20 protein-coding genes are annotated in these 24,347 nt (G+C 72.7%); 11 read left to right on the forward strand and 9 right to left on the reverse strand.

All coding sequences use genetic code 11. From position 1 onward, the window contains the following. Positions 1-304: 304 nt before the first annotated feature. Together AB1046_RS13990 and AB1046_RS13995 are read left to right on the forward strand one after the other, a co-directional pair. Positions 305-1,342 carry a hypothetical protein gene (locus AB1046_RS13990; protein ID WP_369369913.1) on the forward strand — a complete coding sequence of 346 codons (1,038 nt, stop codon included), beginning with the start codon at positions 305-307 and terminating at the stop codon, positions 1,340-1,342. An 18-nt stretch (positions 1,343-1,360) separates the two neighbouring features. Further along, positions 1,361-1,597 carry a DUF2530 domain-containing protein gene (locus AB1046_RS13995; protein WP_369369915.1) on the forward strand — a complete coding sequence of 79 codons (237 nt, stop codon included), beginning with the start codon at positions 1,361-1,363 and terminating at the stop codon, positions 1,595-1,597. Positions 1,598-1,633: 36 nt separating this feature from the next. Here AB1046_RS13995 and AB1046_RS14000 read toward each other — a convergent pair whose 3' ends face one another. The 4 genes from AB1046_RS14000 to AB1046_RS14015 form a co-directional block, all read right to left on the reverse strand. Continuing rightward, on the reverse strand, positions 1,634-5,026 hold the full coding sequence (locus AB1046_RS14000; RefSeq protein WP_369369916.1) for a sacsin N-terminal ATP-binding-like domain-containing protein: 3,393 nt from the start codon (positions 5,024-5,026) through the stop codon (positions 1,634-1,636). Then, on the reverse strand, positions 5,023-5,892 hold the full coding sequence (locus tag AB1046_RS14005) for a DUF3027 domain-containing protein (RefSeq protein WP_369369917.1): 870 nt from the start codon (positions 5,890-5,892) through the stop codon (positions 5,023-5,025). The genes AB1046_RS14000 and AB1046_RS14005 overlap by 4 nt, the downstream gene beginning before the upstream one ends. A 25-nt stretch (positions 5,893-5,917) precedes the next feature. After that, positions 5,918-6,292, reverse strand: a complete 375-nt coding sequence (locus AB1046_RS14010) for a cold-shock protein (RefSeq protein ID WP_369369918.1) — start codon at positions 6,290-6,292, stop codon at positions 5,918-5,920. Between the two features lie 203 nt (positions 6,293-6,495). After that, the gene (locus tag AB1046_RS14015) at positions 6,496-7,233 is read right to left on the reverse strand and encodes a TetR/AcrR family transcriptional regulator (protein WP_369369919.1); all 738 of its coding nucleotides are present in this window, start codon (positions 7,231-7,233) and stop codon (positions 6,496-6,498) included. 124 nt (positions 7,234-7,357) lie between these two features. On the opposite strand from AB1046_RS14015, the gene AB1046_RS14020 reads away from it, so the two are divergent. The 5 genes from AB1046_RS14020 to AB1046_RS14040 all read left to right on the forward strand — a co-directional run bounded on the left by AB1046_RS14020 (position 7,358) and on the right by AB1046_RS14040 (position 15,999). Continuing rightward, positions 7,358-8,278 (forward strand): NAD-dependent epimerase/dehydratase family protein, encoded by a 921-nt coding sequence (locus AB1046_RS14020; protein WP_369369920.1) that lies wholly within the window; start codon positions 7,358-7,360, stop codon positions 8,276-8,278. Between the two features lie 61 nt (positions 8,279-8,339). Continuing rightward, positions 8,340-11,018 (forward strand): helicase-associated domain-containing protein, encoded by a 2,679-nt coding sequence (locus AB1046_RS14025; protein ID WP_369369922.1) that lies wholly within the window; start codon positions 8,340-8,342, stop codon positions 11,016-11,018. A 42-nt stretch (positions 11,019-11,060) separates the two neighbouring features. Further along, entirely contained in the window at positions 11,061-12,758 is a 1,698-nt protein-coding gene (locus tag AB1046_RS14030; RefSeq protein ID WP_369369923.1) for a DNA repair helicase XPB, read from the forward strand. Positions 12,759-12,954: 196 nt separating this feature from the next. Beyond that, positions 12,955-15,069, forward strand: coding sequence for a TPM domain-containing protein (locus AB1046_RS14035; RefSeq protein ID WP_369369925.1), 2,115 nt, complete (start codon positions 12,955-12,957; stop codon positions 15,067-15,069). 117 nt (positions 15,070-15,186) lie between these two features. Further along, positions 15,187-15,999: a carbonic anhydrase gene (locus tag AB1046_RS14040; RefSeq protein ID WP_369369926.1), complete on the forward strand. Its 813-nt coding sequence runs from the start codon at positions 15,187-15,189 to the stop codon at positions 15,997-15,999. 95 nt (positions 16,000-16,094) lie between these two features. Here the strand turns inward: AB1046_RS14040 and AB1046_RS14045 are convergent, their stop codons facing one another. Further along, on the reverse strand, positions 16,095-16,688 hold the full coding sequence (locus AB1046_RS14045; protein WP_369369928.1) for an NYN domain-containing protein: 594 nt from the start codon (positions 16,686-16,688) through the stop codon (positions 16,095-16,097). A 118-nt stretch (positions 16,689-16,806) separates the two neighbouring features. On the opposite strand from AB1046_RS14045, the gene AB1046_RS14050 reads away from it, so the two are divergent. Genes AB1046_RS14050 through AB1046_RS14060 form a run of 3 tightly spaced genes read left to right on the forward strand, consistent with a single transcriptional unit; the run spans position 16,807 to position 19,812 of the window. Then, the gene (locus AB1046_RS14050; protein WP_108493300.1) at positions 16,807-17,532 is read left to right on the forward strand and encodes a response regulator transcription factor; all 726 of its coding nucleotides are present in this window, start codon (positions 16,807-16,809) and stop codon (positions 17,530-17,532) included. Further along, positions 17,525-19,048, forward strand: coding sequence for a sensor histidine kinase (locus tag AB1046_RS14055; RefSeq protein ID WP_369369929.1), 1,524 nt, complete (start codon positions 17,525-17,527; stop codon positions 19,046-19,048). The genes AB1046_RS14050 and AB1046_RS14055 overlap by 8 nt, the downstream gene beginning before the upstream one ends. Positions 19,049-19,107: 59 nt before the next feature. Beyond that, positions 19,108-19,812 (forward strand): hypothetical protein, encoded by a 705-nt coding sequence (locus AB1046_RS14060; protein WP_369369930.1) that lies wholly within the window; start codon positions 19,108-19,110, stop codon positions 19,810-19,812. A gap of 127 nt (positions 19,813-19,939) precedes the next feature. Here the strand turns inward: AB1046_RS14060 and AB1046_RS14065 are convergent, their stop codons facing one another. After that, positions 19,940-20,086: a hypothetical protein gene (locus AB1046_RS14065; RefSeq protein ID WP_369375841.1), complete on the reverse strand. Its 147-nt coding sequence runs from the start codon at positions 20,084-20,086 to the stop codon at positions 19,940-19,942. On the opposite strand from AB1046_RS14065, the gene AB1046_RS14070 reads away from it, so the two are divergent. After that, entirely contained in the window at positions 20,052-20,276 is a 225-nt protein-coding gene (locus AB1046_RS14070; RefSeq protein ID WP_369375715.1) for a WXG100 family type VII secretion target, read from the forward strand. The genes AB1046_RS14065 and AB1046_RS14070 overlap by 35 nt on opposite strands. Before the next feature lie 100 nt (positions 20,277-20,376). Here AB1046_RS14070 and groL read toward each other — a convergent pair whose 3' ends face one another. The 3 genes from groL to AB1046_RS14085 all read right to left on the reverse strand — a co-directional run bounded on the left by groL (position 20,377) and on the right by AB1046_RS14085 (position 24,271). Further along, on the reverse strand, positions 20,377-22,005 hold the full coding sequence (groL, locus tag AB1046_RS14075; RefSeq protein WP_369369931.1) for a chaperonin GroEL: 1,629 nt from the start codon (positions 22,003-22,005) through the stop codon (positions 20,377-20,379). A 270-nt stretch (positions 22,006-22,275) separates the two neighbouring features. After that, on the reverse strand, positions 22,276-23,805 hold the full coding sequence (locus AB1046_RS14080) for a phytoene desaturase family protein (protein ID WP_369369932.1): 1,530 nt from the start codon (positions 23,803-23,805) through the stop codon (positions 22,276-22,278). Positions 23,806-24,067: 262 nt separating this feature from the next. Next, positions 24,068-24,271 (reverse strand): cold-shock protein, encoded by a 204-nt coding sequence (locus tag AB1046_RS14085; protein WP_108493306.1) that lies wholly within the window; start codon positions 24,269-24,271, stop codon positions 24,068-24,070. Positions 24,272-24,347: the final 76 nt, after the last annotated feature.

A 24,347-nucleotide genomic window follows, 5' to 3' on the forward strand; every position in this document is an offset into this window, starting at 1 on the left:
GAGGTTTCCCAATGTCCGGAACAAGCACGAGCGGCACGTCCTGGAACGACCGATGTCTCGGCCTTCTTGACGGCCTCCGTCGCGGTGGCGCCACGCCGCTCGTCAGCGGCTTCGGCACAGATCCGGGCGTTTCCGGAATGTCTGGAAACGAAACGGCAATCCGCGGTGCCCGTATTCGGAGCATTTATCCGGGTCGGCTGGGTTATGCGGCTAAATGGGAGCCGATTCATCCGAAGACGCGCCTCAGCGAAGTGGTTGCCCCGCAAGTTCTCCGAGCGCCGGCGATCCTGACGGCCGGCCCTCGATGACGGCCCCGACGCGCGTCGTCTACGTCACCGGCCCCGACTGCAGCGGCTCGGGCACGCTCATCGGTGCGCTGCGCGAGTTCGGGCTGCACGTCCCGGGTCCGGAGGTCGCGGCCCCCGGCTCGCGCCCCGATCACACCTCCGAGGCGCGTTCGTCCGAGGCCCGTTCCTCCGAGCCGCAGTGGGTGGTGGACCTGCACACCGCGCTGCTGCGGTCGGCCGGGGTCGAGGCGACGGACGCTCGCCCCATCGCCTGGCACCTCGTCGACCGGGCCGGCGCCGAGGGGAACGCGCTCGCCGAGATTCGGCCGTGGCTCGCCGAGCAGACCGCGGAGCACGAAACCCTCGTCATCAAGGACCCGCGGCTGCTCTGGTTCCTCGAGTACTGGCAGGAGGCGGCCACGGGCGTAGGGGCTGCGGCGTCGTCCATCACCGTGCTGCGCCCGCCGGCCGAGGCGGTAGCCGACCGCGTGGGCGACGGCACGGCCGAAGACCCGGCCGACGGCACGGAGCCGGTGGACCGGGTGGCGGGCTGGATCAACCTGATGCTCGGGACCGAGCTCGCGACCCGGGCAGCGCCGCGGGCCTTCGTGCGCCACCACGACCTGCTCCACGACTGGGAAGGACCGGTGTTCGACGCCGCGGCCGCGCTCGACCTGCCGATGATCGACCCGGACAACCTGGCCGCCGTGGACCGGGTGGACGCGCTGATCGGCTCGGCGCCGCCCGAGGCAGACGTCACCTGGGACGACGTACCCGTTCCCGCCCCGCTGCGTGGGCTGGCCGACGACACCTGGGCAGCCCTCGACTCCCTCCCCGAGCACGACGACGCCGGTACCCGCGCCGAGCTCGACCGGCTCCGGGCGCTCTACCCGTACGTCCACCGCAGGGTCGCGTCCCCCGCCCGGCAGATCGCGCAGCTGCTGCCGGCGGAAGCGGTCCCGCCGGTGGCTCGGCAGCACACCGCCGGGACGCTCTGGCGGTCCTCGCCCGCGGCCCGTTGGCCGGCCCGGCGAGGCAGGCCTCCGGCGAGGTAGGCACCGTAGACTGGCCGGGTGCCAACGATCCGCTCCCTGCTGGCCCACCCTGACAAGCGCCGGCCCAGCCCGCCTGCCCTGCACTCCGACCTCTTCCGCGTCTTCGGCGCGGGCATCGGCCTGTTCGGGGTCGGCCTGATCGCCGCGCTGGTCCTCCTCCTGGTCGGGCGAGGCAGCGTCGGGGCGGTGGCGATCTGCGGCACGGGCATCGTGCTCGGCGGACTCGGCCTGCTCTGGGCGCGCCGCCAGCGCTGACCGCGCGCCCCGCTACCTGTCAGTACCTGATTCCGGTCAGTACCAGGCGCGTTCCGCGGCCAGCTCCTCCGCGCGCTCCGGATCGCGCAGCGCTGCCTCCAGGAGGAGGGCGTCCGCCCCGGTGAGCTCGGCAAGAGCCCGCGCGAGGCCCTCGGGCGAGGCAGCGTGCGGCACACCGGGGCCTCCGGTATCGGCCGACGCCTCCGACACCCACCACGCCACGCGTGCGCCGTCGACCGTCAGCGTGTCGTGGCGACGCCACGCCGCCGGGGCGCCCGGTGCGAGGGCGTGGACCCGCGGGTCGAGCTCGGCAGGCTCCCCCGGCTCGTCGGGGCCGACGTCGCCGCCGCCCTCGTACGGGAGGTCCAGCAGGGCGGCGAGCGCCTCCGCGACGTCGGCCGGGGCAGGGATCACCGGGCCGAGCTGAGCCCATCGAGGCGAGTCGGCGATCGCGAGGTCGTCGGTGCGCTCCACGGTGATGCCCACGGGCCCGGTCGCAGGCAGGCGCGGCGGGGTGAGCGGCCCGCTGTCGTCAGCGCGGGCCAGCGCGGCCAGGCCCGTCCAGACGGCGCGGGCGACGTCTACGGACAGCCGCGCGCCCACCTCGGGCAGCTCGTCCAGGACCGTCTGCCAATCGTGTCTGGGCAGGTCAGCCAGGTTGTGGAGGCCTCCGAGCGCGATCAGGAGGTCCTCACTCAGCCCCGCGGTCTCGGCCGGAGCGGGTGGCAGCAGCGGCGCGTCACCAAGAGCGAACGGCGCGCCGAGCCGACGGCGCAGGAACCACGCCGCGTACGACGCCGCCTCGCGCCCCGGAGCGTCCGGCGAGCGTACGGGGGTCAGCAGCGCCCGGCGCAGTTCGGGGTCGGTGGAGATGCGCCTCAGCGCCGCGGCGAGCGGACCCGGCCGGGCGGCACCTGCCGTGTCCCGGAGCGCGTCGAGGTCCGGCACCGCCTCGACGTCACCGACCCAGGCACCCGGTCCGAGCTCGTCGGCGAGGTGTTCGAGGTACTCGTCCCAGTCGGCGAGCCAGCCGGCGGGGTCGTCCGGCCCGTATTCGACGTCGACGTCGTCGTCCGCTGCTACGACCTCGACGACGCGGTAGACGCCCAGGTCGGCACGGGCCCCTGCGGCGGTCAGGGCGTCATCGCCCCATCGTCCGACGACGGCGGCGTGCACCAGCGGCAGGTCGAGGTGCTGTGCCGCCCAGGTGCCGGGCAGGGCCGCCTCGCGCAGCGGGACGACGTCGCCGTCCGCCACGACCGGCAGCTCACCCAGCCAGAACGGGAGGTCGCGTGGGCCGGACTCGGCGACGGCGAGGTGCACCAGCTCGAGCACGGCGGCTACGGTCTCGGCGGGGTCGACCGGCTCGGCTGGGTCGACCGGCTCCGCGGGGTCGGCAGGGTCTTCCGGTGTCGGGTCCTGGTAGAACGGCTCGGCGCGCGATCCCGACCCCGACGAGGGCCGGGCCGACAGGACCGACCCGAGGTGGGCGGCATCGCGATCATCGAGCAGATCCTCCGCCGCGGCGAGCGCCGTCGACCGGACCGCGGGGTCGGCGAGCAGCCCGCGCGGGGTGGTGGGCGCGGCGCCGGCTCGTTCCAGCACCGGGTGCGCGGCGCCCGGATGGACCACCCGCACGCCGAGCGCGCGGGCGATCCCGGCGAGATGCGGGGCGTCGAGCAGCACGGTCCCGCGGGCGCCGCGGGTCACGCGGCCGTCGGCGAGCGGGAGCGGCGCCCCGGCGATGGCCTCCACCACCGCCGCCTCCCCGGCGTGCGGCGCGAGGGCTTCGAGGGCCGTGCGGATCACGTCGGGTTCGGGCGGGAGAGCCTCGACCAGGTCCGCGAGGTCGACCGGCTCGGCGCCCAGCGAGCGCACCAGGGCCTGGTGCCGCACCGGGACAGCGACCAGGGTGGCGGGGGCGCCCGCGGCCAGCGCCCGGACCAGCCCCGAGTCCTCGCCGAGGAGCCCGGCGAGGAAGGCCGCGTCCTGTGGCGCGACCCGTAGCACCTCGCCCGCTGCGCTCGGCTGCAGGAGCGGTGTGTCCCGCAGCGCGTCGGCGGCGGACTGGCGGATCGCGGCATCGACCTCGCCCGCCGGGAGCCCGGTCGGCACCAGGCCGAGGACGTCGCGGGGCTGGGCGCTGAGGTCGCCCAGCAGCGCGGCGTAGGCGCGGCCGGCCTCTGCGGCCACCCGGTCCGACGTCGGCCCCGGGAGCACGCCCCGCCGTCCGGGGTCGACCGGGAACGATGCGATGAGCAGCGCCGGGAACGTGAGGCGCACGTCGGTGGGCGTCGGGGCGTGCAGCACGGAGGCCCCGGCTCTGGCGCTGCCTGCGGTTGGTAGCGCCCAGAGCACCGACCAGTCCGGGCGTCGTGCCTCGGTCGGCAGCGAGTCGTCCGGCTCCAGCGCCCCGGACGCCCGGCGCACGCGCCACCGCGAGCCGACGTCGCGCAGCACGCGCGAGGTCACGGGCGGCGCTGCGCCATCAGGTTCAGAACCCGGCTGACCTGCGAAGTCGTCCTCGATCACCACTTCGTCGAGGGCCGGGAGAGCCAGCAGGAGGGCGTCGTCGAGAGCGGCGAGCTGGGCGCGCACCGCGACCACGGCATCGGCGTCACGCAGCACAAGCTCGACCACGGTGTCCGGCTCGGCGGGCGAGGTCGCGGGCGCGGGGAACGGCAACCGGAGCACGGGAAGCGCGTCGCCGCGACCCCCGACCGATGCCGCGAGCCGAGCGGCCTGCTCTGAAACCGCGCCGCCGACTTCGGTCGGTTGCCCGCCGGCCGACCCGACTTCGGTCGGTTGCGCCGAGATCGGTCCATCGTCGGACCGATCTCGGAGCAAGGGACCGAAGTCACGGTGAGCCTCCACCAAAGGACCGATCTCGGCGTCACCCGGTCCTAGCCCGAGCTCCGCCCGGGTCGCGGCCAGCGAGAACCGCACTCCACCGTCACGCGAGCGGACCACGATCTCGTCCGACACCGACCGGACGGCGGCGAAGCCGACCCCGAACCGGCCCACCACGTCGGGAGACCCCGGGGACCCGTCGACGCCGCCCACCTCCCCGACCTTGGCAGAGGCCCGCAGCGACGCCAGCGACGCGACGCCGTCGGCGTCGAGCGGTGCGCCGGTGTTGCCGGCAACCAGGCGCCAGCCGACCTCACGGCGAACGTCGACTCCGCCGTCGGACCCCGCCCCGCCCAGCTCCAGCCGTTCCAACCGGAATGTGACCCGCCCCGGAACCCCGGCCCGGGCCGCGGCGTCGGCCGCGTTCTGCGCGAGCTCGACCACTACCCGGTCGCGGTAGTAGCCGCGCGCGTGGTCCTCCTCGGAGTTCGCGTCCTCGCGGAAGCGAGTCGGCGAGGCGAGCCACGCCTCGGTCACCGCGCGCCGCAGCGCGCCCGTGCCGAAGGGGTCGTCGGTCACGCCGAGGTTTCGCCCTCGCGGCCGCCAGACTTGCCGCCGCCAGACTCGCTACCGACAAGCCCACCGTCGGCGTCGAGGAAGGTCTCCACCTCGTGCTCGTCGATCAGCGGCGCCAGCGCCGGCCAGTCGGTCGGGTGCTCCTCGACATCGGTCTCCGAGTGGGCGCCGCAGCCGTGGTCAAGCGAGACCACCTTGCCGTCGTCGGGCGACCACTCGTTGGCGCACACCCCGAAGAGCTGGCCCATCGAGCCGGACAGCGGGATGAGGAACGCGCACGTCATGCACTCAGCGGCGGCCGCGACGGACCCGGTGGTCGTGGGGCCCCCCGATCCGCGGTACCACCGCTCGGCGGCCTCGGCCCGGCCCTGCGGGGACAGGACGCGGGTGCGGGCGAGCGCGAGCTCGTCGATCGCCACCTCGTCGACGTCCAGGTCACCCGTGGCGGTGTAGCCGGGCTCGAGCCGCGGGTCGTCGGCGCGGAACGGCAGCACGTCTCCGACGCCGACGTCGCCCGGGCGCAGCCGCTCGGACCACGGCAGCCAGGCGGGGGCGAGGATCGCCTCGTCGCCCGGCAGCAGCTCGACCTCGCTGATCGTGGCGGTCCGGCCGCGCGGCACGCGCGTCACCGTGACCGTCCAGTGCCAGCCGCGGTAGCCCCGCATGGCCGCGGCGAAGCGGTGCGAGACCACCCGCTCGTCCTCGAAGAGGGTGCCGAGGTGCTCCCCGACGTCTTCCGGTCGCTCGGCCACCTCCTGGGCGGCGGCGCGCGCCAGCTCGGCGGCGCCGTTCAGCACGGCGTCGCGGCTGGAGCGTGCGATGACCCGCCGGATGGACGTTAGGGCGGCGGGCGCGATGGTCGTGACCATGTTCCTCATGACCTCGTGGGGGGATTCAGGCGTCGAAGTCGTCTGCGACCTTGCGCAGCATCTTGGCAAGCATCTCCGTGTTCTTCGGATAACGCTTCTTGCGCAGATCATTTGCCGCGTGCTCCAGCAGCTGCGCGAGATCGCCGACGATCACTGCCATGTCCTCGGCATCCTTGCGCTTCGCCTTGGCGACCGACGGCGCGGCGTCGAGCACCTTGACCGCCAGCGCCTGCGGACCACGGCGGCCGTCGGCCACGCCGAAGTCCACCCGAGCGCCCGGCTTGGGCACTACGCCGTCGGGCAGGGCGGAGGCGTGCAGGAACACTTCGCCTCCGTCCTCGTTGGCGATGAACCCGAAGCCTTTGTCGGTGTCGAACCACTTGACCTTGCCGGTGGGCACTGCGACCTTCTTCTGTGCTTGTCGTTACTGCTCGCGGAAACTGCTCGTGACTGCCCTGGCTGCTGCGAACTGAGCGCGCCACCTGGGCAGGAAGTACCAGGTTACCGGGCGGAAGCCCACCGCGTCGCATGCATTGACACTCTTCGCCCGCGCGCCTTCGCCCGGGGCCGGGCCATCGGGGCTCGATCGCCGGGTTTACCCCGCTATCCCGAGGCCCCGACTATCCCCAGGTCCGCGCCGAGCCGCCGCGCCACGTCGTCGAACCAGGCGTCAGGATCGTCGACGGATCCGACCAGGTGCCCGAACAGCTCGAACGAGATGGTGCCGAAGAGCGTGGTCCAGGCCATCAGGGTGCGCCGGACGGTCTCGGGCAGGGCCTCGTCGGACAGGTCGGACTCCCGCATCAGCCCGTGCTCCTTGATGAACACGAGCGCGGACGCCACGGTCCCGGGCGCGTTCTCGGACGACGGCGCGGCAGCCGGCCGTGCCCCCGCCGCGTACGCGTCACCCACGATCCGCACGATGACACGCACCACCCGGGTCGCGGGCGTGACGGTGTCCCGGGGCGCGGCGTACCCGGGGACCGGCGTGCCGTACAGGAGCCCGAACTCGCCCGGGTGCGCCACGCACCAGGTCCGCGCGGCGCGGAAGGTGGCGAGCCAGCGGGCGGCGTGATCGGTGCGGTCGGCGACGGCGGCCTCCGCGGCCTCCACGGCTGCGCCGAGCTCGTCGTACGCCTCGATCAGCAGGGCGGTGAGCAGGGCATCCCGGCTGGGGAAGTACCGGTAGACCGCCGAGGAGACCATCTCGACGTCGCGCGCGACGGCGCGCAGCGACAGTGCGGCGGCGCCGTCGACGGTCAGCCGGGCGCGGGCCGAGTCGATGATCTCGCGGGTGATGGTCTCCCGGGCCAGGGCGCGGGCGGTGCGGGCCGGACTCATGCTCCTCAGGCTGCCATACCGGATCACCGCACACAAATGAGAGCACCGCTCTTGCATCCGGGCACCGGGATGTGTCACGCTCAGTGCACACAGAGAGCACCGCTCTCGGAATGGAGCATTGATCATGTCGGACAACCACCTCATCGTCGGCGCCGGACCCATCGGCCGCCACGTCGCCGCTCTCCTCGCCGACCGGGGTTCCCAGGTCACCGTCGTGAGCCGCTCGGGCCGCAGCACCGGGATCGACGGCGTCCAGCACCTCGCACTCGACGCCTCCGACGCCGATGCCCTGGCCCGCGCCGCCGACGGCACCGACTACCTCTACAACTGCGCCAACCCGACCGACTACACCCAGTGGGAGCGCGTCTGGCCGCCGCTCGCCGCGTCGCTGCTGTCGGCGGCCGAACGGTCCGGCGCCGTCTACGCGATCACCGGCACCCTGTACCCCTACGGCCCGGTCGACGGCCCCATCTCCGAGGGTCGGCCCGACGCCGCCACGGACCACAAGGGCATCCTGCGCGCCAAGATGTGGGCCGAGGCCCGCGCTGCGCACGACGCCGGGCGCATCCGCGCCGTCGAGATCCGCGGCTCCGACTACATGGGCCTGGGCGTCGGAGGCAACGGGCACATCTCCCGCCTGGTCCCAGCAGCGCTCCAGGGCAAGCGCGTGACGATGATGGGCCGCACGGACCTGCCCCACACCTTCACCGACGTCGCGGACGGCGCCCGCACGCTGGTTGCCGCCGCTGAGGACCCGGGCGCCCACGGCCGGGTCTGGCACGTCCCGAGCAACGCCCCGGTCACGCAGGCGCAGGCCCTGACGGACGTGCTCGCCTCCGTGGGCAGGCCGCCCGTGAGGATCTCCTCCCTGCGTGGCGCCGGGCTGGCGGCAGTCGCCCTGGCTGTCCCCTTCATGCGGGAGATGCGCGAGATCATCTACCAGTGGGAGCGGCCGTACGTCCTGGACGACGCCGCGGCCCGCGCCCGCTTTGGCATCATCCCGACGCCGTGGGAGGAGGTCTGCCGCCGCACCGCGCAGGGCTGACGGCGGCCGCGGCGTGGACCCGCTGATCTCCGGCCCAGGAAACCCGCGTAACATCGTCAGGATGGCCTCCTCGCTCCCCGCAGCGCCGGCGGCGGCCACGCGGCACTTCGCCGACGACCTCCGGCAGCGCTCGGACTCCGCGCTCGCCGCGCTCCTGCGCGCCCGTCCTGATCTAGCCGCCCCCTCTCCCTCGACGCTCCGCTCGCTGGCGGCCCGTGCCTCCAGCCGCACCTCGCTCGAACGCGCCCTGGCGCGCGCAGACGCACTGACCCTGCAGGTCCTGGAGGCGGTGCTCGCCCTTGAGCCGGTCTTCTCCCCGCGGCCCGACGCCGCGGGGTCGCCGCTTCCCGGACCGCTCAGCACCACCGTGGTCACCTGGGCGCTGGGTGGCTCGGCGGAGGACCGGCCCCGGGTCGAGGCCGCAGTGCAGCAGGCAGTCGAGCAGGCGCTGCTCTGGGACGCCGGCACCGCATCCGACGTCGAGGAGGCTGCCCCGCTCGACCCGGGAGCCGCGCCGGCCGCGCCCCTCGACCTGCGCACGGTGCCCGGGCTGGACGAGCTGCTCGGCCCCAACCCCGCGGGGTTGGGGCCGCACGTCGAACCCGTCCCGGCCGGGCTGTCCGACGCGGTCGGGCACACGCTCGGCTCCGGCTCGGAATCCGGCTCCGTCGCGGACCGGTCCGCGACCGTCGCCGCCCTGGACGCGCTCCTCACCGGCGCGCCCCCGGGAGTCCGCGCGATCCTGGACGCGCTCACCTGGGGTCCCCCGGTCGGCGTTGTGCCCGCCGCGGGTACCCGGCCGCGCGACGCCGTGAACTGGCTGGTCACGCAGCATCTGCTGATCCGGTCGGACGCCCGGCACGTGGTGCTGCCGCGGCTGGTCGGGCTGGCCCTCCGCGCCGGGCACACCCACCGCGCGCCCAGCACCCGGCCGCCCCGGCCGCAGGGCACCGCGGTGCAGACCGCTACCGCCGACGCCGAGGCCGCGAGCGCCGCGCTCGAGCTGGTCCGGCGGGTGCGCCTGCTCCGCCAGTCCTGGGACGACAGCCCGCCGTCGGTCCTGCGGGCGGGCGGCCTGGGCGTGCGCGACCTGCGCAGGGTCGCCTCCCAGCTCGAGACCGACGAGCGCGCGGCGGCCTTCGTGATCGAGATCGCCGCGCTGGCGGGTCTGGTGCGGGACGACGGCGACGCGCCGCCGTCGTACGTGCCGACCGTGACCGGCTGGGACGACCTGGACGACGCGACCCGCTGGGCGCGGCTCGTCGAGGCCTGGCTGACCTCCCGCCGCGCGCCGTGGCTCGTGGGCTCGCGCGACGACAAGGGTGCGCTCCGGGCCCCGCTGTCCCCGGACCTGCAGCGGCCGTGGGTGCCGCGCCTGCGCGACGGCGTGCTGGGGGTGCTGACGAGCGAGCCGGCCGGTGACAGCGTGCTGGCGCCGACGCCCGCCGCGCTGGTCGAGGTACTGACCTGGCACACGCCCCGCTCCGTGCCGCCCGCGAGCGCGGTCGAGGGTCTGCTGGCCGAGGCGGAGTGGCTGGGCGTGACCGGCGCCGGGGCACTCTCCACGCCGGGCCGCTACGTGCTGGACTCGTCGCCGGGCATCCGGCTGGCCGAGGCGCTGCGCGCCGTCCTCCCGCACGAGGTGGACGAGATCCTGCTCCAGGGCGACCTCACGGGGATCGTCCCGGGCCGCCCGTCGCGCGAGCTCGCGCGGCTGCTGGAGCGGGTGACGGACATCGAGTCGCGAGGTGCGGCGACGACCGTGCGGTTCAGCCCCGCGTCGGTCACCCGGGCGCTCGACCAGGGCGAGACCGCCGACGGCCTGCTCGACGAGCTGTCCCACCGGTCCCCCGTACCCGTCCCGCAGCCCCTGGAGTACCTGGTCCGGGACACCGCGCGACGGCACGGTGCGGTACGGGTGGGCTCGGCGTCGTCGTACCTGCGTGCCGCCGACGCCACGGTGCTCGCCGGCCTGGAGCACGACCCGACGCTCGTCGGCATGAACCTGGTGCGGCTCGCGCCGACCGTGCTCGCGGCGTCCGTCCCGGCGGCCACCCTGCACGAGGCGCTCCGCAACCGCGGCCTGGTCTCGGCCCTCGAAGGGCCGGACGGCCGGGTGCTCGTCATCCGCCGGGGTGTGACGGGCCGGGCCATGCCCGCCCCCCGCTCGGCGGCGGCCATCCGGATGGGTGCCGGGTCCGACGTCGCCACGCGTGCCCCCGATCCTGAGGCGCTGGTCGCCGACCTGCGTGCCGTCGAGGTCGCGGCCCGCGCGGGTGCTCGCGCCCGCGCGGACGCCGCCGAGGTGGCGCGGTCCGTGACGGCGAGCGACGGCATCCCGCTGCGCGGCTATCGCGTGGTGGGCAGGCAGTCGCCTGCCGAGCCGACGCCGCGGCCGGGCTCTCCGCTGACGGCTCCGCCGGCAGCGCTGACGCCTGCGGCACCGGCTGCTCCGGCCGCACCAACCGCTCCGCCATCGACGAACGGCGCCGCCCCGGACGACGACGCGGGAACACAGCACCCCGCTGACGGGTTGGCACTTCTGCGCGACGCGCTCCGCGACGGCTCCACCGTGATCGTCGAGGTGGCCGGACACACCGGCCGGCTGGAGCGCCGCGAGCTGAAGCCCCTGAACCTCGACGGCGGCAGGCTCCGCGCGCTCGACCCGGACCGAGAGGCCGAGCTGACGATCGCCGTCCACCGCATCGCGTCGGTCCTGCCGACGTCATCCACGAAATAAGCCGCAGCGCAGGACCTAAGAGCAGAACTTGAGGGAGTCTCCATGCCCGACGGCCCGTTAATCGTGCAGAGCGACAAGACGCTCCTGCTGGAGGTTGACCACCCGAGCGCCGAGCTGGCGCGCCGCTCGATCGCGCCGTTCGCCGAGCTGGAGCGTGCGCCCGAGCACGTGCACACCTACCGCCTCACGGCGCTGGGCCTGTGGAACGCGCGCGCGGCCGGCCACGACGCGGAGCAGGTGGTGAGCACGCTGCTGGAGTTCAGCCGCTACCCGGTGCCGCACGCGCTGCTGGTCGACGTCGCCGAGACGATGGCTCGCTACGGGCGCCTCCAGCTTGTACAGGACCCGGCGCACGGCCTCGTGCTGCGCACCACCGACCGGGCGGTCCTTGCGGAGGTGCTGAAGTCGCGGCGCACCGCGGGCCTGGTCGGCGAGCGGCTGGACGAGTCCACGGTCCTGGTGCACCCCTCCGAGCGCGGCCACCTCAAGCAGGTCCTGCTCAAGCTCGGCTGGCCGGCCGAGGACCTCGCAGGCTACGTCGACGGCGAGAAGCACCCGATCGAGCTGAACCACACCACCGAGCCGCGCACCCCGAACGAGCAGGCGGCCACCTGGGAGTTGCGGCCGTACCAGGCGCAGGCCGTGGACGGTTTCTGGCACGGCGGCTCAGGCGTCGTGGTGCTGCCCTGCGGCGCCGGCAAGACGATCGTGGGCGCCGGCGCGATGGCGAAGTCGGGCACGACGACGCTCATCCTGGTCACCAACACCGTCAGCGCGCGCCAGTGGCGCGACGAGCTGGTGCGCCGCACGAGCCTCACCGAGGACGAGATCGGCGAGTACTCCGGCGCCCGCAAGGAGATCAAGCCGGTCACGATCGCGACCTACCAGGTGCTCACCACCAAGCGGAAGGGCGTCTACACGCACCTCGAGCTGCTCGACGCCCGCGACTGGGGCCTCGTCCTGTACGACGAGGTGCACCTGCTCCCGGCCCCGGTCTTCCGGATGACGGCGGACCTCCAGGCCCGACGCCGGCTCGGCCTGACCGCCACGCTGGTGCGGGAGGACGGCCGCGAGGACGAGGTGTTCAGCCTGATCGGGCCCAAGCGGTTCGACGCGCCGTGGAAGGACATCGAGGCGCAGGGCTACATCGCGCCCGCCGACTGCGTCGAGGTCCGGCTCACGCTCCCGGAGAGCGAGCGCATGACGTACGCGACGGCCGAGCTGGAGGACAAGTACCGGCTCGCCGCATCGGCGTCGGGCAAGAAGAAGGTGGTGGAGCAGATAGTGGCGCGCCACCCGGACGACCAGGTGCTCGTCATCGGGCAGTACCTCGACCAGCTCGAGGAGCTGGCCGAGCACCTCGGTGCGCCGATCATCACCGGGGCGACCACGAACAAGGAGCGGCAGCGGCTGTTCGGCGCGTTCCGTGAGGGCGAGATCTCGCGCCTCGTGGTGAGCAAGGTCGCCAACTACTCGGTGGACCTGCCGGAGGCGTCGGTGGCGATCCAGGTGTCGGGGTCCTTCGGGTCGCGGCAGGAGGAGGCGCAGCGCCTCGGCCGCATCATGCGGCCCAAGGCGGACGGCCGCACCGCGCACTTCTACGCGGTGGTCGCGCGGGACACCGTGGACCAGGACTTCGCGGCCCACCGCCAGCGGTTCCTGGCCGAGCAGGGGTACGCGTACCGGATCCTGGACGCCGAGGATCTGGACGGGTCGCCGGCCGATTCCCCGGCCCCCTGACATCGCACCTGGTCAGGGTATGAAAATGTGCTTCACGCCGAGCGCTTTCCTGAGGATTCGTTGCAGGTCCGTGGCGCCACCGTCTCGGATTGCGGTGTCTTGAACCCGGGGTGACGATCAGGGCGTGATCGAGTCCCCAGAAAGACGCGAGCATCCACATCATCCCGCCCCCCGGGCTTCCGGGGGTTGGGTCGTCGTGGCCTTCGCAGGCCTCGTCGGAGTTGTACTCGCGGCCACCTCCCAGGCCGCCAACGCGACGGAGTCGTCCCCGCCGACGGAGCCGATGCCGTCCGTGTCGCCGCGCCTGTCCGCGGCCACGCAGGCAGAGCTCATGTCTGACGTGCTGCCGGCCTCGCCGCCGATCACCCTCACCGACTCCGTGACCGACGGCGCGGGTGTGCTCAGCGACGCCGAGCGCCAGGAGGTGCGGGACGCCGTCGACCGGCTCGCCGACGAGTCGGACCTGCGCATGTTCGTCGTCTACATCGAGAGCTTCGACGGCACCGAACCCGTGGACTGGGCCAACGCGAGCGCCAACCGGTCCGGGCTCGGCACCGACGACCTGCTCCTCGCCGTCGCCACCGTCGACCACGAGTTCGGCCTGTCGGCGGACACCAACGTCCAGCTCACGTCCGGTGATATCGGCCGGATCAACAACGTCGTGGCCTCCGCGGTCGAGGACGAGCAGTGGACCCCCGCCGCGATCGACGCCGCCGACACCGTCCGCCGGGCCACCGCGGGCGCGACCAGCCCGCTGCTGGTGGCAGGCATCATCCTGGCCGCGGTGCTGGTGCTCGGCGCGGTCGGGTATGCCCTGTGGCGCTTCGCCGTCCCGCGCCTGCTGGCGCGCCTGTCGGCGCGCTTCTCGTCACGCGGGCTGCCGCACCTGGGGCGGCACGCGGACAGTCTCCCCGCCTCCGGCGGGGGACAGTCCGACCTGCTCGCCGGCCTGTCTCTCACCGAGCTCGACGAGCGGGCGGCCGCCGCCCTCGTCGGTATCGACGACGCGCTGAAGACCTGCGATCAGGAGCTCGGCTTCGCTCGCGCGGAGCTGGGCGCCGACGCGACCCGGGACTTCGAGCTGATCCTGGCGCACGCCGCCGACGACGTCCGGCAGGCGTTCGCGATCCGGCAGGAGCTGGACACCGAGCCCGAGGACTCCGACCGGCGGGCGCGCCTGGTCCGGGTGGTCGCGCTGTGCGAGAACGCCGCGGACACGCTGGACGCCCGCACCCGTGCCTTCGACGACCTGCGCCGCCTGCAGCAGCGCGCACCCGAGCTGCTGGCCGACGTGCGCACCCGCGGGCCCGAGGTCACCAGCCGGGTGCGCCTCGCCCGCACCACGCTGGGGCAGATCGCGAAGATGTACCCGGCGGACACGCTGGCGATGGTGTCGGGCAACCCGGAGCAGGCCGAGCTGCTGCTCGCCAACGCGAAGGAGGCGGTCGCCGCCGGGCGGTCGGCCCTGGAGGCCGGGCAGAAGGCAGTGGCGGTCGCGCACGCCCGCGGCGCGCAGAACGCCCTCGGGCAGGCGGTCATGCTGCTCGACGCCGTCGACGCCGCCGCCGTCCATTTGGAGGAGGCCACCAGCCGGCTCGACAGGTCGATTGCGTCGCTCACCCAGAACGTGACCTTCGCGCGGGCGGTCGAGGGCGACTTCCGGGTCACCCTCGCGCGGACCGCCGCCCAGGCCTCGCTCAAGCACGTCGAGGTGACGCGCGACGGCGGCGACCCGCTCGCCGGGCTGCAGCGCATCGCCGCGGCAGAGGCCGCGCTCGACGCCGCCCTGGCCGGCACCCGGGACACCACCGAGGTAGCGGCCCGAGCGTCCGCGCTGCTACGCGACACCCTCCGCCGGGTCGACGCGCAGCTGCGCCAGACTGCCGACTTCGTCGCCACGCGCCGCGGGGCAGTGGGCTCGACGGCGCGCACGCGGCTCGCGGAGGCGGTCCGGCTGGCCGACGCCGCCCGCTCGCTCCAGCCGACCAGCCCGGCCGCGGCGCTCGGAGAGGCCCAGCACGCGAGCACGCTCGTGCAGGAGGCCGCGCGGCTCGCCCGCGAGGATGCCGACGCCGTCGTGGCGGCCGGCTCTGCCGAGTCGGAGGCCTCCGACGCGAACGGGCCGATCACCGGCGGCATGATGCTCGGCGGGATCCTGCTCGACCCGCATCTCGTCCGCTCCCGCAACCGGCGCGCCACCTCGGCACGCATCGGCGGCGGGTTCGGCGGGGGCGGGTTCGGCGGCGGACGCCCCGCCGAGCTCAGGAAGCTGGGCACGGTCCGCGCCTGGTGGCCGGCACCGGCGAGATGAGCCGATTCACGTGACCTTTCCCGTGGTCAGCGGAATGTCTGAACAGCGGTAATTTTTGAACCGCCGATCTCCAGATTCTCTGCCGATCACACGGCCAAACCACTCCGGAAGGTCATCGTGAAGAAGCTCGCCCTGCCCGCCGTCCTGCTCCTCGCCCCGTTGCTCGCGTCCTGCGCGTCGGGTACCTCCGCCGACGGCGAGACGTCCGCACCCCCGCCGCCGCCGGCCGGTGAGGTGCACTGGTCCTACGCCGGGGATGCGGGCCCGGACGAGTGGGGCCAGCTCTCCGACGAGTTCGTCGAGTGCTCGGCCGGTACGGCGCAGTCCCCCATCGACCTGCCGGACCACGCCGAGCAGCAGACGACCGAGCCCCCGACGATCACGGCGTGGCCCACCGTCGGCGAGTCGGTGGACACCGGTCACACGATCCAGCTCGTGCCCGACGGCGACGCGTCGGAGGTCGAGTGGAAGGACGAAGAGTTCGAGCTCGCCCAGGTGCACTTCCACATGCCGTCGGAGCACACGGTCGAGGGCGAGGTGCTGGACGCCGAGTTCCACTTCGTCCACACCACCGAGGAGGGACAGGCACTCGTCATCGGGGTCCTCGCCGAGGAGAGCAGCACTGAGAACGAGGCCTGGCAGCCGTTCATCGACGGCGCGGCCGAGCCGGGCACCGAGGACCTGCCGCTAGACGTCGCAGCGATGCTGCCGACCGACCCGACGTTCGAGGAGTACACGGGCAGCCTCACGGCCCCGCCGTGCACCGAGGGCGTCGAGTGGGTCGTCTACCACGAACCCATCGAGCTGTCCGCGGAGCAGATCGCCGTGCTCAAGGACGCGTACGACCACACCGCGCGGCCGACCCAGGCGCAGGGCGACCGCGTCGTGTACGAGGGCACCATCGACGTGGAGCAGGAGCTCGCGCACTGACGCCGAACGCGCACTGACTGCCGAAGTAGAGCGCCTGTCGGGGTCTCCCTCGTGGCATGGAGACCCGGGCAGGCGCTCTACTTCGGCAGTACCGGCTACAGGTACCGCAGCGGGTCGAACTCCTCGATCGGGATGATGCGGACGCGCGGCAGCATCGTGGTGAAGGCGTCGGAGTCGGCCTCCAGGTCGTACATGACCAGGCCGCGCTGCTCCAGGTCCGTGAACCGGGCGTTGACGAACTCGCGGAAGCCCAGCAGCCCCACGCGGCGGTCGTCGTCGTCGAGCAGCGCCTCGATCTGCGGCAGGAAGTCGCCGTCATGGCTCGCGAGCAGCACGTCCCCGGGGCGGTCCAGCAGCGCGTCGAGGGTGCGCTGGATACCGACGTCGACGACCTTCTCCGAGCCCTGCGCCGCCAGGGGGATCGGCTTGTAGCCCATGGCAAGCAGGGCCTGCACGAACGGCATCGGCATCTGGCCGGAGGTCGCGTTCAGGAAGAAGAGCGGTACGACTTCCTGCGACCACACCTTCTGCGCGAACGCCGAGATGCGGTCCCAGCGGGGACGCTCCTCCGGGGCCGGACGGCGGTTCAGCACATTCATACCGAGCGTGGCGTCGATGTTCTCACCGTCGACGATGAGATACGTGCGCCGGGGCGTCTGCCCTGGAACCTGCGGGGACGGTGCTGACATGACTACCAGCGTAGCCGTCGGGCGGGTCCCGGACCGGACTTGTACGCCACCCGTAACCAGGGGCAATTTCTCCGAAAAAACTCAGGCAGCGTCCAGGAATCGGCCGCACACTTAATGCATGGCTACTCCTGAGGCGCGTCTCGTCGTGGTCGACGACGAACCGAACATCCGCGAGCTCCTGTCCACCTCCCTGCGATTCGCGGGTTTCGAGGTACATGCCGCCGCGGACGGCAACGGCGCCCTCCAGCTGGTCCGCGACGTCGAGCCGGACCTCGTTGTGCTCGACGTGATGCTCCCCGACATGGACGGCTTCACCGTGACGCGCCGCATGCGTGCCACCGGCCGGCACACGCCCGTGGTCTTCCTCACCGCGAAGGACGACACCCAGGACAAGGTGCAGGGCCTCACCGTGGGCGGCGACGACTACGTGACCAAGCCGTTCAGCCTCGAAGAGGTGGTGGCGCGGATCCGCGCGGTGCTGCGCCGCACGGGTGTGCCCGCGCCGGAGGAGGAAGCGGTGCTGCACGTCGGCGACCTGGAGATGGACGAGGACTCGCACGAGGTGCGCCGCGCGGGTGTCGAGGTGGACCTGTCCCCCACGGAGTTCAAGCTGCTGCGCTACCTCATGCTCAACTCCGGCCGGGTCCTGTCCAAGGCGCAGATCCTGGACCACGTGTGGCAGTACGACTGGGGCGGCGACGCGAACATCGTGGAGTCCTACATCTCGTACCTGCGGCGCAAGATCGACACGCTGGAGGTCGAGGGTGAGACCCTGCCCCCGCTGATCCACACGAAGCGCGGTGTGGGGTACCTGCTGCGCGCTCCGCAGCCCGCCCGTGCTTAAGGAGCGCCTCTCCGGCATACCGCTGCGCGCCCGGCTCGTCGCGATCATCTGCCTGCTGCTCGCGGCGGGTCTGGGCATCGCGGGGGTCGCGACGACCACCGTGGTGTCTAACTTCCTGGTCCAGCAGGTGGACTACGAGCTGGACACCGCTTCGCCCGAGCTGCGCTCGACCCTCGCTTCCCTCCAGTTCGACGCCACGCAGCTACTGCCTAGCGACTATTACGTCGTGCTCGACCGCGAGGACAGCGAGGACGGCGAGGACAGCGCGCCCATCGTGCTCGGCGACTCGGTGGCCGAGCGGTTCGGCAGGCCCGAACTGCCGGAGGTGACGTACGACGAGGCGGTGGAGAGCGGCGGCAAGCCGTTCACAGTGCCCGCGACAACCGATGCCGCGAGGAGCGACAGCTGGCGCGTCATCACCCTGGCCGCGAAGGACCAGTCGACCGGCGAGCGCGCGGTCATCTACGTGGCGCTCCCTCTTAACGGCATGGACCAGACGGTCTCGCTCCTGACCCGAACCCTGACCCTGTCCGGGCTGGGCATCGTCATATTGGGCGGGCTCCTCGCGTGGGTGCTCGTGGAGCGTTCGCTCCGCTCGCTCCGGTCCGTCGAGCACACCGCCGCCCAGATCGCGGCGGGCGACCTCACCCAGCGTGTGCCCGAGGCGCCACCCAGCACGGAGATGGGCTCGCTCGCGATGTCGCTCAACGCGATGCTGACGCAGATCGAGCGGGCCTTCGCCGCGCAGGAGGCCTCCGAGGTGCGGATGCGCCAGTTCGTCTCGGACGCCTCGCACGAGCTGCGCACACCGGTCGCGACGATCCGCGGTTACGGCGAGCTGTACCGGATGGGCGCCCTGGACACGACCGAGAAGGTCGACGACACGATGTTCCGCATCGAGGACGCCGCACGCCGGATGGGCATGCTCGTCAACGACCTGCTGGTGCTCGCCCGGCTCGACGAGGGTCGGCCCATCGCCCGGGAGGACGTGGACCTGGTCGCCCTGGCCCGCGACTCCGTCCAGGACCTCCATGCTCTGGACCCGACCCGCGAGGTCTCGGTGGTTCCGCTCGATGCCGACGCCGGCGCGGACGACCCCGCGGGCAAGGTCCCAGACAAGCTCGTCGTGGAGGGTGACGGCGACCGCCTGCGCCAGGTCGTCACCAACCTCATCGGCAACGTCGCGCGGCACACGCCCGCCGGCACCCCCGCCGAGATCGCGCTCGGCACGCGGCCGGACGACGGCGTCGCCGTGCTGGAGGTACGGGACCACGGCTCCGGCCTCACCGAGGAGCAGGGCCGCCGGATCTTCGAGCGGTTCTACCGTGCCGACTCGTCGCGGACCCGCGAGTCCGGCGGCTCGGGGCTGGGGATGGCGATCGTCGCGGCGATCGTGGGCACGCACGGCGGTCACGTCGAGGTGCATCCCACCGACGGCGGCGGCCTGACCGTCCGAGTCGCCCTCCCCCTCGACGAACCGGTGACCACCATCCAAGACGGTAGTAGCCGCCGCTGACCGGTTGGGTAATAGGCTGGCCACGGAGTGACCGACCTCAACCGTTAGGCAGAATTCACATGGGCGTGCTGACGTCTGACGCGCCGCAGTGGTTCCTCAAGTCTTTCGTCCGCAGTGCGGTGGGCGCGGGAGCCACGGCGGATACCGAGGCGATCGAGGAGATAGGCCAGTCGCTGCTGAACCGCTGGGCCGACGAGCACCGGCATTTTCACAACCTGCGCCACCTGGCCGCCGTGCTGCACCGCGTGGACCAGCTGGCCGAGGAGACGCACGAGCCCGACCTGGTGCGCCTCGCAGCCTGGTACCACGGCGCGGTGTTCAACGCGGAGCGCAAGGTCGCGGACGCCTCGCACGGCGGTGAGCAGTCCACAGCCTCGGCGATCCTGGCCCACGACGAGCTGACCGGGCTCGGGGTGCCCGCACGGGCCGCCGACCGGGTGGCTGCCCTGGTCAACGCCATAGTGCGGCACGCTCCGGACCCCACTGACTTCGACGCGGCAGTGCTGAACGACGCCGATCTCGCGATGCTCGCCGCCGAGCCGCAGCGCTACAAGGACTACAAGGCGGCGGTGCGCGCCGAGTACGCGCACATCCCGACGGACCTGTACCTCCAGGCACGGATCCGCGTGATCGAGCGGCTGCTCGCCCGCAAGTCGCTGTTCCTCAGCCCGATGGGCGCCGCGTGGGAAGAACCCGCACGGCAGAACCTCGACATGGAGCTGCACCGGCTGCGCAAGGAGCAGGCGAAGCTCGGCTCCGCCTGAGATCGCCTCCACCTGAGACAGCCCCTCCACGCGGCCCCGCAGCGGTTCGAGCGCAACCACACCCCGGGCTTCCGCCCGCCTGTGCACAGCCCGCCGCGACCCCGCCCCGCCGTCGTATCGCGCGTACCTACTGTCGGTGCACGACGCCGGACGGGCCGGCGTGCGGGAGGGAGACGATCATGCGGTTCGAGGTCGACAGCGACCAGGTGGCGCAGGCGAGCGCGGCCGTGGCGGGCTCGGTGGCAACGGTGCGCACGGAGGTGGGTGCGCTCATGCGCAACCTAGACGCGCTGCAGGCGAGCTGGCAGGGCCCGGCCGCCGCGGCGTTCAGCGGCACCGTCGCGCAGTGGCGCGGTGCGCAGGCCCAGGTGGAGGGCGCACTGGACACGATCCAGTCCGCTCTGTCGGCGGCGGCCCGCACCTACGCGGAGGCGGAAGCGGCCACGACCCGCCTCTTCTCCTGAGGCAAATGGCCGACGCCGGCCGGTCGCCCTCCTCGCGGAAGGTGACCGACCGGCGTCGGACAGGTGCCCGGACCGGAGCCCGGACGGGGTCAGGCCGGACTCAGAAGTCCATGCCGCCCATGCCACCGGACGGGTCGCCGGCCGGGGCGCCAGCGGGCTCCGGCTTGTCGGCGACGACGGCCTCGGTGGTGAGGAACAGAGCCGCGATCGAGGCGGCGTTCTGCAGAGCGGAACGCGTCACCTTGACCGGGTCGTTCACGCCGGCGGCGAGCAGGTCCTCGTACACACCGGTCGCGGCGTTCAGGCCGTGACCAGCGGGGAGGTTGCGCACCTTCTCCGCCACGACGCCGCCCTCGAGGCCGGCGTTGATGGCGATCTGCTTGAGCGGGGCGTCGATCGCGGCACGCACGATCTGGGCACCGATCGCCTCGTCACCCTCGAGCTCGAGCTTGGCGAACGCGATGGTGCCGGCCTGGATGAGGGCCACGCCACCACCGGCGACGATGCCCTCCTCGACGGCGGCCTTCGCGTTGCGAACGGCGTCCTCGATGCGGTGCTTGCGCTCCTTGAGCTCCACCTCGGTGGCCGCACCGGCCTTGATGACGGCGACGCCGCCGGCCAGCTTGGCGAGGCGCTCCTGCAGCTTCTCGCGGTCGTAGTCGGAGTCCGACTTCTCGATCTCGCTGCGGATCTGGTTCACGCGACCGGCGATGAGGTCGGACTCGCCGGCGCCCTCGACGATGGTGGTCTCGTCCTTGGTGACGACGACCTTGCGCGCCTGGCCGAGCTCCTCGAGCGTCGCGTTCTCCAGCTTGAGGCCCACCGTCTCGGTGATGACCTGGGCGCCGGTGAGGATCGCGATGTCCTGCAGCATGGCCTTGCGGCGGTCGCCAAAGCCCGGAGCCTTGACGGCGACGGACTTGAAGGTGCCACGGATCTTGTTCAGCACCAGGGTCGCGAGGGCCTCGCCCTCGACGTCCTCGGCGATGATGAGGAGCGACTTGCCCGACTTCATGACCTGGTCGAGCAGCGGCAGCATGTCCTTGACGCTCGAGATCTTCGACTCGACGATCAGGACGTACGGGTCCTCGAGCACGGCTTCCTGGCGCTCGGGGTCCGTCTCGAAGTAACGGGCGAGGAAGCCCTTGTCGAAGCGCATACCCTCGGTGAGCTCAAGCTCGAGGCCGAAGGTGTTCGACTCCTCGACGGTGATGACGCCTTCCTTGCCCACCTTGTCGAGAGCCTCGGCGATGAGCTCGCCGATCGCCGGGTCACCGGCCGAGATCGCGGCCGTGGCGGCGATCTCTTCCTTGGTCTCGATCTCCTTGGCAGCGTTCAGCAGCTGCTCGGTGACGGCCTCGGTGGCCTTCTCGATGCCACGCTTGATGGCGATCGGGTTGGCACCGGCGGCAACAACACGCAGGCCCTCCTTGACGAGCGCCTGCGCGAGCACGGTGGCGGTGGTGGTGCCGTCACCCGCGACGTCGTCCGTCTTCTTGGCGACCTCCTTGACGAGCTCCGCACCGATCCGCTCGTACGGGTCCTCGAGGTCGATCTCCTTGGCGATGGAAACGCCGTCGTTCGTGATCGTGGGGGCGCCCCACTTCTTGTCCAGAACGACGTTGCGGCCCTTGGGGCCGAGCGTGACCTTCACCGTGTCGGCGAGCTGGTTGAGCCCGCGCTCCATGCTCCGACGAGCAACCTCGTCGAAAGCGATGATCTTGGCCATGGGGATGAATCCTCCGCTGGTGGCGATGTCCAGGCCGGCCGGTGCCCGCGACGGACGGCCTGCCGCCCCGGCGATCATGTCTCGCCGGTTCAGGAGGCCTCACCATTCGACCCTGCTGTCACTCTCGAACGGAGAGTGCTAAGACATTATTGGCACTCGGACCATGAGAGTGCAAGCACGGTGCCCCCCGCTTCGCTGTGAGCGCGATCGCAGTGCCGCAACGTCGCAACCGCAGTGCTGCACCGGGCAGAGCGCCGTGGGCGGGCCGGTTCACCGCCCGGGCGACGGCGAGAGATCCGGGGCCGAGCGGATGTCGAACTCCCGCAGCAACGCCCGCCGCGCCGCGTGCCAGCCGCCCATGCCGTGCACCCCGGGGCCAGGCGGAGCGGACGCCGAGCAGAGGTACACACCCTCGGCGATCCGGTACGGGTCGGGCGCGAGCGTGGGCCGCGCGACCATCTGCCACATGGTCGCCGCCCCCGCGGAGATGTCGCCCCCCGGGTAGTTCTGGTTGTGCAGCTCCATCTCAGCGGCCGGGATGCACCGCGATCCGACGACGACGTCGCGGAACCCGGGCGCGAAGCGTTCGATCTGCCGGACGACCACCTCGGTCACGTCCTGCATGGAGCCGGCCGGGACGTGCGCGTACGCCCACAGCGGTCGGGCCGGACCACGCATCCGGCTCGGGTCGGCGACCGTCGGGTCACTGACCAGGACTACCGGCTGACCGGCGTGCACCCCGTTTGCGACGGTGTCCTCGGCGACCACCATCTCGGCACGCGTGCCACCGAGGTGCACCGTCGAGGCGCGGCCGACGTCGGGCACCTGCCAGGGGACCGGACCCGACAGGACGAAGTCGATCTTGGCTGCCGCGTTCCCGTGCCGGAACCGGCCCAGGGCCGCGCGCCGGGTCCGCCGGACCCGGTCACCTGCGATACGCAGCAGGGTGCCGGGCGTGGTGTCGAAGAGGACGGCACGCGCGGGCGGGAGGTCCGACCAGCTCTCGACCCTGCGGCCGGTCTCGACCGTACCGCCATGCGCCTCCAGGTCGCGGACCATGGCCTGGGTGATGGCCTGGGAGCCGCCGACGGGGATGGCCCATCCGCCGTCGGCGTGCGCGAGCGCGGCGAGGAGCAGGGCGGTGCCCGCGCCGGCGAGCGACGGGAGCGGTGTGATGTTGTGGGCGGCGACGCCGGTCAGCAGCGCCTTTGCCTCGTCGGTGAGGAACCGGCGGTCCCAGCGCGGGCCACCCTGTTCGAGGAGCGCGGCGCCGAACCGCAGGCCGGGCCCGATCGCCGAGGCGAGCCCCCAGGCCTGCCGCGTCAGCCCGCCCGGGCTCCCCACCCCCTCCAGCATGCCGCGCACGGTGCGCTTGTCGCCCATGGCCAGCGCGGTGACCTGTCGCCAGCCGGCGGCGAGGGGGCCAAGCAGGTCGCGCCAGGCGTCGCCGTCGGGCCCGAGGCGGTCGGCGGTCCGGGCCAGGTCGCGGTAGGCGAGGCCCGCACGGCCGCCGTCGAGCGGCTGGGCGTAGGCGATGTCCGGAGCGACGAGCTCGACGCCGCGCGCGGGCAGTTCGAAGGCGCGGAAGAACGGCGACGCCCAGGCCATGGGGTGCACGGCGGAGCAGAGGTCGAAGAGCATGTCGCTCTCGAGCTCGGGGATCGGGACGGTGCGCGCGCCGCCCCCGATCGTCGGCTGGGCCTCGAGGACTCGGACGCCCAGCCCCGCACGGGCGAGCGTCACCGCGGCTGCCAGGCCGTTGGGCCCGGAGCCCACCACCACCGCGTCGAGCAGGGTCACTCCCCCATCGAATCACGGCCAGGCGGCGCACGGCAGACAGAGGACGGTTCCGCACGGAATCCGGCCTGTGGGGGAACAGCCGGAGACCAGAACGAGCAGCCGCGGTACGGGGCGGCTGCTCGGTGGCGCCGGGCGTCATCGTCCGGGACTGTGCGGCAGCGGTCGTCGTCGACCATCCAGTTCGGACGCCGGGGTCTGGGTCCCAGCATCCTTGGGGGGCGGCGGGCGACGGGCGGGCCCTTCCCGCCCGTCGTCCCGTCGATCAGAGCGGGCGAACCTGCTCTGCCTGCGGACCCTTCTGTCCCTGCCCCACCTCGAACTCAACTTCCTGTCCCTCGTCGAGGGACCGGTAGCCATCGGACTGGATTGCGCTGTAGTGAACAAAAAGGTCCTGGCCGCCGGCAGTCGGGGTAATAAAGCCATACCCCTTCTCGGCGTTGAACCACTTGACGGTGCCCTGGGCCATGCGTAGTTCTCCTTGTACCTCTGCACGGGACACTCGGTCGACCCGTGGTGGTTCGAGCCTAGTGGTCCGTCTCACA

Origin of the sequence: Promicromonospora sp. Populi (genome assembly GCF_041081105.1) — a bacterium.
GTDB lineage: Bacteria > Actinomycetota > Actinomycetes > Actinomycetales > Cellulomonadaceae > Promicromonospora.